Source organism: Mycolicibacterium obuense, from assembly GCF_055397605.1.
Genome location: NZ_AP043663.1, coordinates 2,995,788 through 3,011,245, shown reverse-complemented (window position 1 = coordinate 3,011,245; position 15,458 = coordinate 2,995,788). Strand labels below are relative to the sequence as shown.

The 15,458-nt window shown below is 66.1% G+C and carries 11 protein-coding genes; 6 read left to right on the top strand and 5 right to left on the bottom strand.

The annotated features are described in order from the left end of the window. Positions 1 to 326 precede the first annotated feature (326 nt). The 3 genes from ACZ50N_RS14320 to ACZ50N_RS14310 all read left to right on the top strand — a co-directional run bounded on the left by ACZ50N_RS14320 (position 327) and on the right by ACZ50N_RS14310 (position 6,100). On the top strand, positions 327 to 3,458 hold the full coding sequence (locus tag ACZ50N_RS14320) for a hypothetical protein (RefSeq protein ID WP_464473117.1): 3,132 nt from the start codon (positions 327 to 329) through the stop codon (positions 3,456 to 3,458). Between the two features lie 155 nt (positions 3,459 to 3,613). Next, positions 3,614 to 5,290, top strand: coding sequence for a GMC family oxidoreductase (locus ACZ50N_RS14315; protein ID WP_464475644.1), 1,677 nt, complete (start codon positions 3,614 to 3,616; stop codon positions 5,288 to 5,290). A 216-nt stretch (positions 5,291 to 5,506) separates the two neighbouring features. Beyond that, positions 5,507 to 6,100 carry a TetR/AcrR family transcriptional regulator gene (locus tag ACZ50N_RS14310; protein WP_236694012.1) on the top strand — a complete coding sequence of 198 codons (594 nt, stop codon included), beginning with the start codon at positions 5,507 to 5,509 and terminating at the stop codon, positions 6,098 to 6,100. 92 nt (positions 6,101 to 6,192) lie between these two features. Here the strand turns inward: ACZ50N_RS14310 and ACZ50N_RS14305 are convergent, their stop codons facing one another. The 3 genes from ACZ50N_RS14305 to ACZ50N_RS14295 all read right to left on the bottom strand — a co-directional run bounded on the left by ACZ50N_RS14305 (position 6,193) and on the right by ACZ50N_RS14295 (position 9,508). After that, positions 6,193 to 6,957, bottom strand: coding sequence for a hypothetical protein (locus ACZ50N_RS14305; RefSeq protein ID WP_131705506.1), 765 nt, complete (start codon positions 6,955 to 6,957; stop codon positions 6,193 to 6,195). Then, a complete protein-coding gene (locus tag ACZ50N_RS14300) occupies positions 6,954 to 8,573 on the bottom strand; it encodes a phytoene desaturase family protein (RefSeq protein WP_046362604.1) in 1,620 nt (539 codons plus the stop codon). The genes ACZ50N_RS14305 and ACZ50N_RS14300 overlap by 4 nt, the downstream gene beginning before the upstream one ends. 344 nt (positions 8,574 to 8,917) lie before the next feature. Continuing rightward, positions 8,918 to 9,508, bottom strand: a complete 591-nt coding sequence (locus ACZ50N_RS14295) for a TetR/AcrR family transcriptional regulator (RefSeq protein WP_464473116.1) — start codon at positions 9,506 to 9,508, stop codon at positions 8,918 to 8,920. A gap of 93 nt (positions 9,509 to 9,601) precedes the next feature. Here ACZ50N_RS14295 and ACZ50N_RS14290 point away from each other — a divergent pair, with 93 nt between their 5' ends. The 3 genes from ACZ50N_RS14290 (at position 9,602) to ACZ50N_RS14280 (ending at position 13,769) form a co-directional block, all read left to right on the top strand. Next, a complete protein-coding gene (locus ACZ50N_RS14290; protein WP_464473115.1) occupies positions 9,602 to 10,651 on the top strand; it encodes an aldo/keto reductase in 1,050 nt (349 codons plus the stop codon). Positions 10,652 to 11,234: 583 nt separating this feature from the next. Further along, positions 11,235 to 12,143 (top strand): LLM class flavin-dependent oxidoreductase, encoded by a 909-nt coding sequence (locus tag ACZ50N_RS14285; protein ID WP_133414084.1) that lies wholly within the window; start codon positions 11,235 to 11,237, stop codon positions 12,141 to 12,143. 135 nt (positions 12,144 to 12,278) lie between these two features. Continuing rightward, positions 12,279 to 13,769 carry a multicopper oxidase family protein gene (locus ACZ50N_RS14280; RefSeq protein WP_464473114.1) on the top strand — a complete coding sequence of 497 codons (1,491 nt, stop codon included), beginning with the start codon at positions 12,279 to 12,281 and terminating at the stop codon, positions 13,767 to 13,769. Here ACZ50N_RS14280 and ACZ50N_RS14275 read toward each other — a convergent pair. Both ACZ50N_RS14275 and ACZ50N_RS14270 read right to left on the bottom strand, forming a co-directional pair. Beyond that, a complete protein-coding gene (locus ACZ50N_RS14275) occupies positions 13,754 to 14,389 on the bottom strand; it encodes a response regulator (protein WP_464475643.1) in 636 nt (211 codons plus the stop codon). The genes ACZ50N_RS14280 and ACZ50N_RS14275 overlap by 16 nt on opposite strands. Continuing rightward, positions 14,371 to 15,450, bottom strand: a complete 1,080-nt coding sequence (locus ACZ50N_RS14270; protein ID WP_464473113.1) for a sensor histidine kinase — start codon at positions 15,448 to 15,450, stop codon at positions 14,371 to 14,373. Before ACZ50N_RS14270 ends, ACZ50N_RS14275 begins: the two co-directional genes overlap by 19 nt. Positions 15,451 to 15,458: the final 8 nt, after the last annotated feature.

Sequence of the window (15,458 nt, the reverse complement as noted above, 5' to 3'; positions counted from 1 at the left end):
TGGCGTCAAATGCCCGGCATCTTAGGTACGTTGCCGACGAGAATTTCCAGTACCCCATCTTTGCAAATTTGCTGACAAGAAATTTTCCCCATCGTAAAGTCGACCGGGTTCGAGGCGCGCGGCTGTCGTCGACCGGTGTCGGTCACGAACAACGGCGTCCACATCACTGATGATTTCGGGGGGTCTCCATGTCCGTTGCTGCTGCGCCGAGTACGGCCGACCGCGGCGATCTTTCTTCCCTTCCGCGGCGGACGAAAGGTGCGCACCGACGGTCGGAGAGTTTCGCGGTCCGGAGGTGGTTGCTTGCCGGAGTCGCGTCCGCGGGCATGGGCACTGCGTTGTTCCTGGCCGTGCCCCAGGCGGCTGCCCATGCCGACGAGGGCACCTCGGCATCGTCGGACAGTCACGTTTCTTCTGCCACGTCGGGCAGTTCGGCAACGACGCGTGACCGCGCGTCGACCACTGCGGCCGACCGACGTACTGCCGCGAAACAAGAACGTGCAGAACGCATCTCGGGCGCAGCTGAGCGCCGCGCGGAACGACGCAACACACTGAACTCGACCGCGGAAGACAGCGCGGCCAACCCCGCTCCTTTCTGGCGATCCACGGCAACCGCACCGACACCGCGTCAGCCCAAGGTCGTCCTCTTCGGCGACGGCACCGCCGAGCGTCCCAACGGCGGTCTCATCGTCGGCGACGGCTACTCGTGGACGTCCGAGACCTGCACCGGTGTCTCTGCGTGCGACGGTGGTCGAGGCGGGTTCTTCGGCGACGGCGGCGCCGGATACAACGGCGGCAAGGGCGGATCCGCCGGTGCTTACGGCGACGGTGGCGCCGGCGGCAACGGAGTCGCAGGGGTCAACGGCGGCGATGGCGGCGACGGTGGCGCCGGCGGCAAGATCCGCGGCAACGGCGGCGAGGGCGGAGACGGCGCCACGACGGTCGGCGGATCGCGCGGTGGGCGCGGCGGATCCGCGGGCGTGAACGGTGATGGTGGAAACGGCGGTGCGGGCGGCACGTCGACGGGCGCCTCGACCGGCGGCGCGGGCGGCGCAGGAGGGACCGGCGGCCTCGTTCACGGAGACGGCGGTGCCGGCGGTGTCGGCGGGAACGCGGTCCTCAACGGCCAGACCGCAGGTGCCGGTGGCCGAGGCGGCGACACCGGCACATTCTCGGTGAGCGGCTACGCCGGCGCGGGTGGCACCGGCGGCAAGGCCACCTACGGAGGCCGGGGCGGGGACGGTGGCGATGCCGGCCTGCTCGCCCTGTTCGCCATGGGCGGCGCCGGCGGTAACGGCGGCAACAGCCCCGATGAAGGTTTCGGATCCGACCACGGCGGCGACGGCGGCAATGGTGGCCGTGGCGGCAGGATGAGCGGCAACGGCGGAGACGGCGGCGCCGGAGGCGAAGGCGGCGGCGACGGCGGCAACGGCGGCAACGCGGGCAGGTTGTCGTTCCTCGGACGTGGCGGCGACGGCGGTGACGGCGGTATCGGACAGACAGGCATCGTCGGCACCAACGGCTCGGCGACCCAACTCGACGGCGGAAACGGCCAGGCCGGTGGCCAGGGCGGCGCCGGCGGTGACGGCGGCAACGGAAGCATGCTCATGGGGCTCGGCGGCAACGGCGGGGCCGGCGGTACCGGCGGCACCGGTGGCCAGGGCGGCCAGGGCCGCCGGGGGTCGGACACCAACGCAGGCCCCGGTTCTGACGGCGGCAAGGGCGGAAACGGCGGTTCCGGCGGCGCAGGCGGTTCCCTCGGCGGCGCGGCGGGGACGGGTGGAATGTTCTTCGTCATCCGCACCAACGGTGAGGCCGGCGCCAGCGGCGCAGGCGGCCAGGGCGGTGCCGGCGGGGAAGGTGGCAGGGGCGGCTGGACGACGGCCGCCGGTGAGAACGGCGGCACCGGTGGAGCCGGCGGCAATGGTGGCGCCGGCGCTGCCGGCGGAGCCGGCTCTAGCGGCGGCAACGGTGGCGCCGGTGGGCTCGGCGGCAACGGTGCGTACGGGGCTGACACCGGGGGGCGCGGCGGGCGCGGCGGCGACGGCGGCACCGGCGGGACCGGCGGACTCGGAACGGCGACGCTCGATCCGGGCGATGGTGGGACCGGTGGCGCGGCAGGCGACGGCGGAGCCGGAGGAACCGGGTTCGTCACCCCCGGCGACGGCGGTGACGGTGGCGACGGCGGAACCGGTGGAACGGGCGGAACGCCCGGCGGTGCGGGCGGCGCGGGTGGTCAACTCGGTTCGGGCGGCGTCGGTGGGACCAAGCGCGATGACCCGACGGTTCAGGGTGACAGTGGCTCGGACGGCAGCGCGGGCGCCCAGGGCGCCACAGGTGTCAGTGCGGCCACCGCGAACGTGGTTGTGCCGTCGGCGAAGCCGCTGTCACCGTTCGCCGAACTCGCCCGTCGGTGGGCCTATGTCTACTTCAACCGGGCACCATCGGCGTCACCGGAGACGGGACCGCAGACGGGTGACAACAAGCAGATCGTCATCGACATGAACGGGCAGAGCAACAACGGATACGACGTCACTTACACCGTGACGAGCGGGCCGCGTTACGGCACGCTCATCGCCGGCGACGAACCCGGGACGTACACCTACATCGTCGATCCCGCGCTGGTCCGGCCGGGCATGCAGGACAGCTTCGTGATCACACTCGACAACGGCGCCCAGGCGGTTCGACCAGGACTCGCCGGCGTGCTGCAGAAGCAGCGCCACGACCGGGCCGTCGAGAAGGGATTTGCGCAGGCGGACACGGTCGAACAACTGGTCACGATCAGGGTCCTCGGTGACGGTGTCTTCGGCGACGTCGACGAGGGCAGCAAGTACTGGGTCAGCCAGAGCTTCTCCAACTGCGCCCTCCAGGCCAGCGCGTCCGCGATCGGCATTGCGACCAAGACGACCCCGCCGACCGAGGCCGAGATGGTGTACCTGGCCAAAACCACCGGCAGCGTGTACCGGCCGGGAAGCATGATCTTCCTCGACGAGAACATCGACGAGGGAGCCGCTACCCAGGACCTGCCCACCCTGATGGAGCAGTACTTCAACGTCACGGCGACCTACTCCACAGGCGCGACGGTCGACGAGAACGGCGACACCGTGCTGCCGACGACACTCGATGCCCAACGGCAGCTCCGCGACCTCGAAGCCGCTCTCGCACAGGGTAAGTCAGCCGTGGTGATCTACTCGACGAACATCGTCTGGACGGCCGTCGCCGGCAGTGCTCCAGAAGGCCAGGACGGCTACTTCACCCTCGATCACGCCGCGGTGGTCACCGAGGTCGATCTCGCCAACGGCGTCGTCTACGTCAATGACAGTTCGATGACCGACGACGACGGACAGCTGATCGGCCGAGGCAAGAAGCTCCCGATCGGTGTGTTCCTCTCAGGCTGGCAGGCGAGCAACTACGACATGGTCATCGTCGCGGCGCGCACGCCCTCGGTCGACGTCTGAGGGCCAAACCGCCGGGCCCGCCAGGGTCCGGCGGTGTGACCCCCCGCGGACACGCAACCGAACGACTCCGCCTGCAGCCCTGTCTCGGGCAGCCATCGCGCACACTGGGACGCGCAATGGAGCGCAATGGAGGACCGGTGCCCGAAACAAGCCCTGTGGCCGAATTCGACTATGTGATCGTGGGAGCAGGCAGCGCGGGTTGTCTGCTCGCCAATCGACTCAGCGCCAACCCCGACCACCGGGTGCTCCTTGTCGAGGCCGGCGGCAAGGACAACTGGTTCTGGATCAAGGTCCCGGTCGGATACTTGTACACGATCGCCAACCCGCGCACCGACTGGTGCTTCACCACCGAGCCCGATCCAGGTCTGGCCGGCCGCAGCATCATCTACGCGCGCGGCCGCGTCATCGGCGGCTGCTCATCGATCAACGCAATGATCCACATGCGTGGCCAGGCCAGCGATTACGAGCTCTGGGCGAAAGCCACCGGCGACGATCGGTGGCTGTGGGGTGGCCCAGGCGGTCCCGGCGAAACACTGCAGATCTACAAGGAGCTGGAGAACTACTTCGGCGGAGCTGACGAGTGGCATGGCGCCGGCGGTGAGATTCGGGTGGAGCGGCCACGTGTGCGCTGGAAAATCCTGGACGCCTGGCAGGCCGCCGCGGCCCAAACGGGCATCGAGCCCATCGAGGAGTTCAACCGTGGCGACAACTCCGGCAGTGCGTATTTCCACGTCAATCAACGGCGCGGCCGGCGATGGTCGATGGCGGACGCGTTCCTGCACCCCGTCGCCCACCGATCCAATCTGACGGTTTACACCCAGACCCAGGCGCTGCGGGTGCTGACGAACGACCAGGTTCGTGACGATCAGCGGCGCGGTGCGTGGACCGATGCGCGGCACCGCGCCACCGGGGTGCGGCTGCTCAAAGACGGCCAGATCGTCGACGTCCGGGCCCGCCGCGAGGTGATCCTCAGTGCCGGGGCCATCAGTTCGCCTCACCTGATGCAGGTTTCGGGTCTGGGCCCGGCCGAGCTGCTCACCCGACACGGCGTGCCGGTGGCGGTCGATCTGCCCGGGGTGGGTGAGAACCTGCAGGACCATCTGCAGATTCGCTCCGTCTACCGCGTCCAGAACGCCCGCACCGTCAACACGCTGTACCGGAACTGGATCACCAGGGCGGGCATGGGACTCCAGTACCTGCTCATGCGGTCAGGACCCTTGACGATGCCGCCGTCCACGCTGGGCGCATTCGCCAAGAGCAAGCCCGCGACGGCCACTCCCGATCTGGAGTGGCATGTGCAGCCCTTGTCGTTGCCGAAGTTCGGAGAACCTCTGCACCCGTATGGCGCCATCACCCCCTCGGTCTGCAACCTGCGGCCCACCTCACGCGGCCATGTGCGTCTGGCCGATGCGGACCCGCTGACCCACCCGAGGATCTCCTGCAACTATCTGTCCACCGACGCCGACCGCGATGTCGCCGTTCGTGGATTGCGGATGACCCGCGAGATCATGGCATCCCCGGTCCTCGCCCGCTATCAGCCGCAAGAAGTACTTCCCGGCCCACAACGGATCAATGACGACGATCTGCAGGCCGCGGCAAGTGAATTGGGAACCACCATCTTTCATCCGGTCGGCACGTGCGCGATGGGTGAGTTCGATGCACGCGGTGTACCGCGGTCGGCCGCCACGGTCCTCGACACCGACTGTCGCGTCCACCGCGTCGCCGGCCTCCGGGTCGTCGATGCCTCGGCAATGCCGACGATCACGTCGGGCAATACCAACGCCCCCGTGATGCTGATCGCCGAGCGCGCAGCGCGGGCAATCCTGAAGTAGGTCGACATACCCCGAGATATTCAGTCCGCGGGTCTGGATGCCGACATGGTTTGCGCCCGCCGAGACGTGTTGTCGCGGCTGCTGGACCGGCTGGTCCGGATCGTGGACGCTGTTCAACTTCGCGGTCCGTCGGAGATACTGGGGTGATGGACGGATTCGCGAACGTTGAGCGCTGACGCGATCCCGTCGGGCCGAAGGGCCCGACGGAAGGCTGAAGTGCGACAGCGCCTGTTGGCGGCAGCGCGGTCGACGATCGCCGGATCAGGGATTGATGCTCTGCGCATCAGCGACGTAACAGCGCGCGCGGACGTGGGATTCGGAACCTTCTATTCCTACTTCGAGAACAAGGATGCGCTTGTCGAGGCCATCGTCGCGCAAGCTCTGGAGTCTTTGGCGTCGATGATCGGCCAAGCAGCGCAGGACGAGTCGGACCCCGCGGTGGCCGCTGCGGCCGCATATCGCCGCTTCTTGCGCTTCGGCTGGAAGGAACCCGAATTGGCGAGTGTTCTCGTTGACCGTTACCACGCGGAGGGTCAGTTCGAACAAGCCGTGCAGCCGTGGGCTATGGACACACTGAGACGAGGGATCAGCTGCGGTCGTTTTGACATCACGAACATCGAGTTGTGTCTGTCATCGGTGGCCGCCTCGGCGGTTGCCGCCATCAGGGCGATCCTGTCTGGTCGTCTGGAGCCTGGTCCCGCTGTCGAAAGTGCCGGGGCAGAAATGATGCTGCGTTCGTTCGGAATCGACGCCGATGAGGCGCGATCGATCGCGAATCTTGATCTGCCGGCGCTCGCAGCGCATACCTGAAGACCTCCCCCCGTTGCGGAGGAAGGTGCAGAACCTTGTGACTCGCTTGGAGTCTCGACGTTCAACGGCATCTCGCCGACAAGCATTCCGCCCTAGACGGAGACGCCGCTTCCATACTGTTGCCGTATCGCACGTAGCAGCGCCCAGGTCATGACCGGATACCAGATGCCGAAGGCCGCCGCCGGGATCCAGAATCCGATCAATCCCGTCCACGCCATCAGTCCGTCGCGAAAGAAGATGATCATATTCGCCGGCAGCAGCAAGACACCCACCCACAAAGTGAAGAATCCAACCCACCGCGGAAACACCTGTACAGCTGGCCGCCGTCGTAGCGTCGTGATGACGATCGCTGCGATCTGACCGATGATCGGTGGCCACGGCAGGATGAGCATGATGTAGCTCATGTCGTTGAGCATCTGCGACAGCTCTGGCGAGCGTTCTGGTCGGAAGGCCGTGACGATGAAGATCAACATCGGAATCAGCAGAACGGCGGTGATGATGATGCCGCAGATCATCTGCAGCGCAGACATGAGCGGCTGCCCTGGCTCGGCCCGGCGCATCTGGACGCTGATGACGAGATAGAAAGGCAACGTCAGGGTGATTCCTACCATGCCCAAGCTGAGGCCGACCTTGTGTAGCACCGGATTCTGTGCGAGCGCAGCCGCTATCTCCGCGGGCGAGTCCGCAGCGGAGATGAGTGGGATGAAGCCGCCCATGATCCCCCACCCACCGAAGAGCAGAATGACGAAGGCGACCCCGCACCACGCACTGAATATCTGGAATCGTCGCGACAGTTCTGCGTCCGCGATCAACATCTCCTCATCGAAAGTCGCGCCACGACGCGTGGGTACCGTCACTTCGCGAGTCGCTGTTCGCGCAGCGCCGTCTGGGCGGCGAGCTTTCCGGGAAGTGCACAGACCCCGCCGACAGGATGCGTGCCTGCCCCGCTGAGGTAGAGGCCGTCGATCGGTGTGCGGTAGGCGCCCAGGCCGGGCGCCGGCTTCATCGGTCCGAACCGAGTGATCAAGGGGTCGACGTGATAGACGTTGCCCGCTGGAGCGTTGAATCGCTCTTCGATATCGGGCCCGCCGAGCACTTTTCGGTCGATCTCCAGATCATCGAGTCCGTCGTAGTACTCGGCACAATTGCGCAGCACGGAGTCGCCGACCTTGTCGCGCACGTCTTCCCACGGTTCATTGGGTGTCACCGGAATGACTCCGGACCAGAGGTAGAAGGTACTTTGGCCCGTGGGAGCCTGTGTGGGGTCAACGGCTGACGGGATCATCGCGCAGCTCACAGGCACCGGGTCCGGCCACTCCCCGCGGACGACGGAGTTCCATCCCGCGTCTTGCTCCTTGAGCGTGTGCCAAGCAACGAGATGGCGCCGTAGATCGATGTCGTTTCCGCGCCACTTCTCATGGCGCGCCATCGAAACCTCACCAGACAGCGCGACGTTGATCTTCAACGACGTCGCGTGAGTCTTGCGAATGGGAATGTCGTGTGCCCGAATCGACATCTTGCGGTCCAAGGTGCCCTCGGGCAGCAGCTCGTTCAGCGTGATCACCGGGTTGCAGGTGCTGATGACGCCGACCCGCGGACGCACGAGCCTGTCGTTGTCGAGTCGCAGCGCTGTGACGCGGTCATTGCTGACGACGATCTCGTCGACCCGAACACCGGTGTGGATCGTGCCGCCATGAGCGAGCAGACAGCGGCTCATGGCGGCCGGAAGTGAGCCGGTACCGCCGATGGGCATGAGGTTCGGCGTCTTCTGGACGATGCCGAGGTAGATCATCGCCCACGCGGTCATATCAAGTCGCATCTGAGAGAACGCTGCCATCGCGGCCAGCGCGCCTTTGGGAAGTTCCGACTCGAAGGTCTCGTCGAGGAACTCGGTGTGCGATGCCGTGGCGAAATGGCGAAGGGACCACAGGCGTTTTGGGTGACGGGCAGCTCGGGCTACTGCCGATGCCATCTCTTTCGTCCAGGGGCGGAGGGGATGTGCCTTCATGTACGCCACGACGAGATCCATCGCCGGGTCCAGAGCATTCGCCAAGTCGAGCCAGGCTTGCGCATCCTTCTTCGAGAACCTGCGCAGTTCGTCGGCAGTCCTGCTCGCGTCTTTCCAGATCGCCAGCGAGCTACCGTCGGGCGCTAGCTGTACGTGGGCTGGGTCGACAGGAACCATCCGCAGCCCGTATCTGCCCAGCTCGAGCTCCTCAGTGACACCGGAGAGGCCGAAGATTCCGGTGGCTTGGATGGCACCCTCATTGAACAGGTGCCCTGGCGCATCGGCGAAGAGTGGGTTGGTCGTCGTCATGCCCCCGATCCCCGATGACGCCTCTAGCACGGCGACGCTGTGGCCCGCCTTCGCGAGGTAGCAGGCCGCAGTCAGTCCGTTGTGGCCTGCGCCGATGACGACGTAATCGGGCGAGTGAGGTAAGTCGGTGCCGGCCGAGGGTGTGATCGGTTGCATAGGCCGATTGTTGGTGAAAATGAATTAAAAATCAATATTGATTCGTCAATCGATTTCCTGCGTTCGTCGTCGAGAGCATGGCTGTCGTCGCGCAGGGACTCGGCCGTCATCGAGTACATCGGTGACCAGCACGTCGTGCATCACGGCCGCTGATTCACGGCGGTGACAAATGGCGCCACTTGCGATGAGAAGCCTGAATTGCTTCTGCGGCATGACTTTTCGCATCCGAGTGATCCCACGCCGCTAGCCGGCAACATCAGCGCGATCGACCGTTTCCCGCGCTCGGCGTACTATTCGGCCCTGCTGCCCATGCCGAAGACGCAGCGGCAGGCGGTGGCCGTGCGTTATCCGGTGAACACGCCGGCGGCGATCGCGGCGAGTGCGGCCCGCGCCGCGCGGTTCGCGTCGCGGTCGTCGGGCGCTCCGTTGCCGGTGAGCAGCCGGTAGTAGAGAGGTGCAGACAGGTAGCGAATGGCGTCAGAGGGGTCGGTACCTGGCGGTGCCTCGCCGCGGGCGATGGCGTCGTTCACGGTTCCGGCGAACTCCTCCAGGCGGACGCTGTAGAACGTGGCGAGAGCCCTGGCGGTGTCGGGACTGCACGTTGCCGCCGCGATGATCGCCGCAAACAGCGGACCCTGCCGGCGATCGGCCAGTGTCCGCTGAATCAGGTTGGCAATACTGTGGAAGTCCTCGGCGAGGCTCCCGGTGTCGGGACGAGGAAGTGATGACTCGGCCATGTCGGCGAGCAAGTCGGTCACGAGCGCCGACACTGTCCCCCAGCGGCGATACACCGTGGACTTGCCGACGCCTGCGCGCCGGGCCACCTCGGCGAGGTCCACGCCCTCCAGGCCGGACTCGACCAGCAGGTCGGCGGTCGCGCTGAGTACTGCGGCGCGAACGTTCGCTGTTCTGCCACCAGGTCGAATCGGGGTCACCTCCTGATCTTAACGGGACTTCGGTCGCGTTAAGAGGCCAAACGCGATAGCGTCATGATCTTAAGGGGATAATCGTCCAATTAAGGAGATGTCGTGGATTACCGCCAAGTGGGCAGCTCAGGGCTGGTCGTATCCGAGTTATCCTTTGGTGCAGCGACTTTCGGTGCGTACGGTGATTTCTTCGGCGCCTGGGGTGATACCGGCGTGGACGAGGCGCGCGCAATGGTCGACCTGTGTCTGGAATCGGGGATCACGCTGTTCGACACCGCCGACGTGTACTCGGCAGGCCGCTCCGAGGAAGTTCTCGGCTGCGCTTTCGAAGGTCGACGCGATGAGGTGATTATTTCGACAAAGGCGGCACTGCCGATGGGTGACGGGCCCGCCGACGCGGGCACCTCGAGGGGCCGTCTGATCGGCGCCGTCGAGCAGGCGTTGCGACGCCTGAAAACTGATCGCATCGATCTGTTCCAGCTCCATGCGTTCGATGCGTTCACGCCTGTGGAAGAGGTTCTCGACACCTTGGAGACCCTCGTCGACCACGGCAAGATCCGCTACACCGGGGTGTCGAACTTCGCGGGCTGGCAGCTGATGAAGTCACTGGCTGCGGCCGATGCTGCGCACCAGCCGCGCTACGTTGCCCACCAGGTCTACTACTCGCTGATAGGCCGTGATTACGAGTGGGAGTTGATGCCACTGGGTCTGGACCAGGGTGTGGGGGCACTGGTGTGGAGCCCGTTGGGGTGGGGCCGGCTCACCGGGCGTATCCGACGCGACTCCCCGCTACCTCCCGTGAGTCGACTGCACAAGACCGCCGATGCCGGCCCGCCGGTCGATGACGCGCTTCTGTTCGACGTCGTCGACGAATTGGGCGTTATCGCAGGCGAAACCGGCAAGACCATCGCACAGGTCGCCCTGAACTGGTTGCTGCGCCGGCCCACAGTGTCATCGGTGATCATCGGCGCACGCAATGCCCGCCAGCTGAGCGAGAACCTGGGCGCCGTCGGATGGGCACTCGACGACGAGCACATCGCCCGGCTCGACGCAGTCAGCCAGCGCGACCAGCCTTACCCTCACTTTCCCTACTATCGCCAGGACGGCTTCGCCCGCGTCAACCCACCTTTGTTCCCCGCGTCAGCAACCTGACCGTCGGCGTCACCTCAACGGGTATCGGTGGCCCATTGGGACGGCGCTGCCTCACAACGGGTTTCGCTGGTGGGCGTTAACACGATGATCACGGGGCGGGTGCCCGATCACGATGGCATACAACGACATCCATGACACCCGTACCACAGAGTCCGACCACCACAGCAATGTTGCCACCGTGCCGGGGATCAGCCACACCAGCAGCGAGGCCACGTGAAACCACACCGCGTATTCGGGCTTGGTGACAACCTTGGTGAGCCTCGTAGCGCCGACCGATCGCTCAGCGGGGCGGACAACGTCGGCTTCTCGGCTGGCATCTCGCTGTGACTGTCAATCCGCAGACCAGCCTCCATGTGTTCTCCCGCCCCTGTAGCGCCTTACCGGTCCGTGGTCCTCACTCCACTCTGCTACGGCACGCGGGTCCCGTGAACGGATCCAGCGCGCCGAAGCTGGAGGCAACAATTCGGCCTGTGAGGACACGCTGTCTTCGCATTCCGTTCCGAGCCCCGATGTCGCTGTTCAGCGGTGCATCGGGACACAGCACGATCCCGCTGGCGCGCATGCGGGGCCCTAGACTGATCGAGTGCGCTTCTCCGTGTGGCCGTCGACAACTCAACCGTGGAACGAAGTCCTCGAACTTGCGCAGTTCGCTGACGACGGGTTCTGGCATTCGGTCTATGTAGCCGATCACTTCATGTCCCCCGGCGACGAACCTGGCAAGACGAGCGACTGGCTCGAAGCCACCGCCGTGATGGCCGCGCTGGCTACTGCCACGACGAACATTCGGTTGGCCAACCTGGTGCTGTCGATGACGTTCCGGCACCCGGCAGTGGTGGCGAACCTCGCGGTGACGATCGACCGGATCAGTGGGGGCCGCTTCACGCTCGGGCTCGGTGCGGGCTGGCAGGACACCGAGCACGAACAGTACGGCTTGCCGCTGGGCGAGCCCAAGGAGCGGGTCGACCGTTTCGCAGAAGGGCTCGCGGTCATCTCGGGGCTGCTGACGCACGAGACGACGACGTTCGACGGGCAGTACTACCACCTGGCCGATGCCCTGTGCGAGCCCAAGCCGACACAGTCCCCGCTGCCGTTGCTTGTCGGCGGGACGGGTCCACGAATGCTGCGGCTGATCGCGCGGCACGCCCACGAATGGAATCAGTGGTCGTCACCGAGCGGATTCAGCGAACGATCGGCGGCGCTGGACGCGGCGTGCGAGAAGGAGGGCCGTGATCCGGCCACGGTGTGGCGATCCACCCAGGCCCTCGTGATGGTCACCGATTCGCCCGAAGCGGAGGCCAAGGCCAAGGCTGCAGCCGAGTCGACGCCGCAACCGGTGGTCTACGGGCCGCCGGAACGGATCGCCGAGGCCGTGGGCACCTGGCGCAGCGAGGGTGTCGACGAGGTGATCGTCCCGGACTTCGCGATGCCGCGCGGTCCGGCGCGGCTGGACACGTACCGGGCGTTGGCGGAGGCTTTCGCGCCGCTGTCCTGACGCACTCAAGGGCGACTGGTGCACGGTGGTGGACCCCCCTAGCAGGCTGCGAACCTCCGCGCAAGGACCTGTGGGCCGGAAACATGCGGCCTCACGGCTGAATTGTGCTGCGGGCCGGCCCAGCAGACTCGTGAGGTGTCGTCCCTTTCCCGTCGTCAACTGCTGTTCGGTCTCGCCGCGACCCCTGTGCTCCTCAGCCTGGGGTGCTCGCGTACCGCTGTTGCGCAGCGGTCCACCCGTCCGCTTCCCATCCCGCCTCTGGCCGAAGGGATGCTCGGCTCAGATGGCGTTCGCACCTTCACCCTGAAGGCCATGACCGGCGAGACCGAGATGCTGCCAGGCGTACGCACCGCCACCTGGGGTTTCAACGGTCCCGTGCTCGGGCCGACTCTGCGCGCGCGGCGCAGTGAACGGGTGGCGGTGCGGGTCGAGAACGCATTGGACGAACCGACTACGGTGCACTGGCACGGAATGCACGTGCCCGCCCGATGTGATGGTGGCCCACACCAAACAGTGCCCGTAGGCGGGCATTGGCAGCCGCGGTGGATGATCGATCAGCCAGCCGCGACGCTGTGGTATCACCCGCATCCGCACGGTGCCACGGAGAAGCACGTGTACCGGGGTCTGGCCGGAATGTTCCTGATCGACGACGAGATCGCGACGGGTTTGCCCCAGGACTACGGAGTCGATGACATCCCGCTGGTCATCCAGGACCGCCGCTTCACCGCGAGCGGCGCACTCGACGAAGCCGACCCGACCGACGTCGGGCTCCTCGGGGACACCATCGTGACCAATGGCATTGTGGGAGCACATCTCACGGTCGGTACGCAGCGCACACGGCTCCGCATGCTCAACGGGTCAGGCGGGCGACTCTACAACCTGGGGTTCGCCGACGGGCGGACCTTCCACATCGTCGCCGGCGACGGCGGTCTCCTCGCGGAACCGGTGCCGGCAACCCGGATCCAACTGAGCCCGGGCGAACGCGCCGAGATCGTCCTGACCTGTGAACCCGGTGAATCCGCTGTCCTGCAGTCATTTCCGATCGAGAACCGGGCCGGTCTGGAGTCCGAGGAGGCCGACCGCTTCGGTGTCGATGACACCTTCGTCATCCTGGAGGTGCACGCTGAACAGAATCTTCGACCGGGCGGCACTCCCCCGGCTGCACTGGCCACGCTGCCCCCACTGCCGGACGTGGATGCGGCGGTCAAGCGAGATTTCGAGCTGCAGTGGTTCATGATCAACAGACAACGGATGGACATGAATCGCATCGACTTCCACGCTGTGGTCGACACCGACGAGATCTGGACGGTGCGCAATGTCGACAACTGGCCACACAACTTCCATGTACACGACACCCAGTTCCGGATCGTCGACATCGACGGTGCGCCACCGCCGCCGCACCTCGCCGGGTTCAAGGACACCGTGTACACGCCGCCGGGGCAACGGATTCGGCTCGCCGTCCGATTCTCCGATTACACCGATCCCGTCTGGCCCTACATGTACCACTGCCATCTCGCCCTGCATGAGGACCAAGGCATGATGGGCCAATTCCTGGTGCTGAACCCCGGGCAGCAACCCGGCGGAGCGCGGGCGACGGGCGCGATGACGGGTCACGCCATGCGCTGATAGCCGAACACCGCGAGTTGCACCCTGTTTCCGGCGCCCAGCTTGTCCATCAGATTTCCCACATGGGTCTTGACCGTGGTGACGCCCACGTGCAGGCGGTCGGCGATCTCTTGATTCGACAGGCCCTCCACCACCAGAGGGAGCACATCCGCCTCTCGCGCCGTCAGTTCCACCGGGTCGCGACGTCCGAAACTGCGCGCTGACACGGCCTGAGATACCACGCGTTGCAACACATGCGGTGACAGGACGAAGTCGCCGTCGGCCACCCGGCGCACGGCGCCGATCAGCTCGTCGGGATCAGTGTCCTTCACCAGGAAACCCGCGGCTCCGGCCGACAGCGCCGGGTACAGGTGATCATCGTCGTCAAAGGTGGTGAGCACCAATATCTTCGTGTCTGCCCGAGCGGAGAGCACGAGCTCGATGGCCGTGATGCCATCCACGCCAGGCATCCGCAGGTCCATCAGGATGACGTCCGGTCGTAGCTCCGCAGCCAAGCGAACCGCCTCCGCGCCATCGGCCGCCTCGCCGACCACATCGATGTCGTCGGTCGACTCGCAGAGCATTTTCAGGCCGGCTCGGATCAGGCGCTGGTCGTCAGCAATCAGGACACGGGTAGCCATGCCCGCACCTCCCAACCCCGTTCACCGCGGCCCGCAGCGAATCTGCCGCCGACGATGGCCATTCGCTCCGACATTCCGATGAGCCCGAGGCCGCTGCCCGGTTCGTCGCCCCCGACACTGTCGACGGCGATCTCCACGCCACCGTTGTCGAGTCCGATCGTGACCATCACCTGGCCTTCTGGGTCGGCATGTTTCATCACATTGGTCAGCGCTTCCTGCGTCACCCGCAGCACCGTGAGACGCGCCATCGCGTCCAGTCCAGCGATCGTGCGATCGATCTCGGTCTGCACCATGAAGCCCGCCGCGCGGGTGCGCCGCACCGATGCGTCGACCTCGTCCCAGAGAGCACCGGGTTCCACCATCGGCACCTCGTGCAATGCCGGGTCCCGCAGCGCCGTCTGCCAACGGCGGATATCGGTGAGTGCGTCGGTCGCGGTGCGATGCACATCGTCGAGCACTTCGATGACCCGCGAATCAGCGTCAGCCAGGACGTGCTCGGCGACGCCGGCTCGCAACGCGATGGACGCCATGTGGTGGGCGACCAGATCGTGCAATTCGCGGGCCATCGCGCCGCGTTCCTGCGCTCGGATCTCCGCTTCCGCGGTAGCCCGGATCTCACGTTGGCTGCGCAGGAAGAGCCCGAGGAGTAGAGGCAAACCGAAAGCCGCGATCACCGTCGTGATGTCGGCGGCGCTCCAGCGTTGTGCGTGATCGTCGAGCGCGACACCGAGCACCAAGGCAGTCAGCCATCCGAGGGCGCCGACAGCCACCACTGCATCACGCTCGGTGCGAGCGGTCAGTTCAGCGAGCGCCACCGCCCCGAGGTAGGGCACCAGCCCGGACAGCCCCCAGGCCTGAGCGGCGAACATGGGAACCGCCAGCGCCGAGAGAATGAGCGTCACCGGCAGCGGCCACCGCGCCCCGAAGAGGAAGACCACTGCCGAAAGACAGCTCAGCAGCCAGAAGGACGGCGCGACCCGGAACTCACCGGGGAATGTGCTCACCCCCAGCAGCACCGGCGTCACCAGCAGCGGCGCGCTCCGAAGCAGAAGGGAATGCACGCGCCCAG

What these genes read in the sequence shown, in the direction of transcription:
- ACZ50N_RS14320 (WP_464473117.1), top strand. Translation starts at nt 327, where the DNA reads ATGGGCACTGCGTTGTTCCTGGCCGTGCCCCAGGCGGCTGCCCATGCC.
- ACZ50N_RS14300 (WP_046362604.1), bottom strand. Translation starts at nt 8,573, where the DNA reads ATGCAACCGATCACACCCTCGGCCGGCACCGACTTACCTCACTCGCCC.
- ACZ50N_RS14275 (WP_464475643.1), bottom strand. Translation starts at nt 14,389, where the DNA reads ATGGCTACCCGTGTCCTGATTGCTGACGACCAGCGCCTGATCCGAGCC.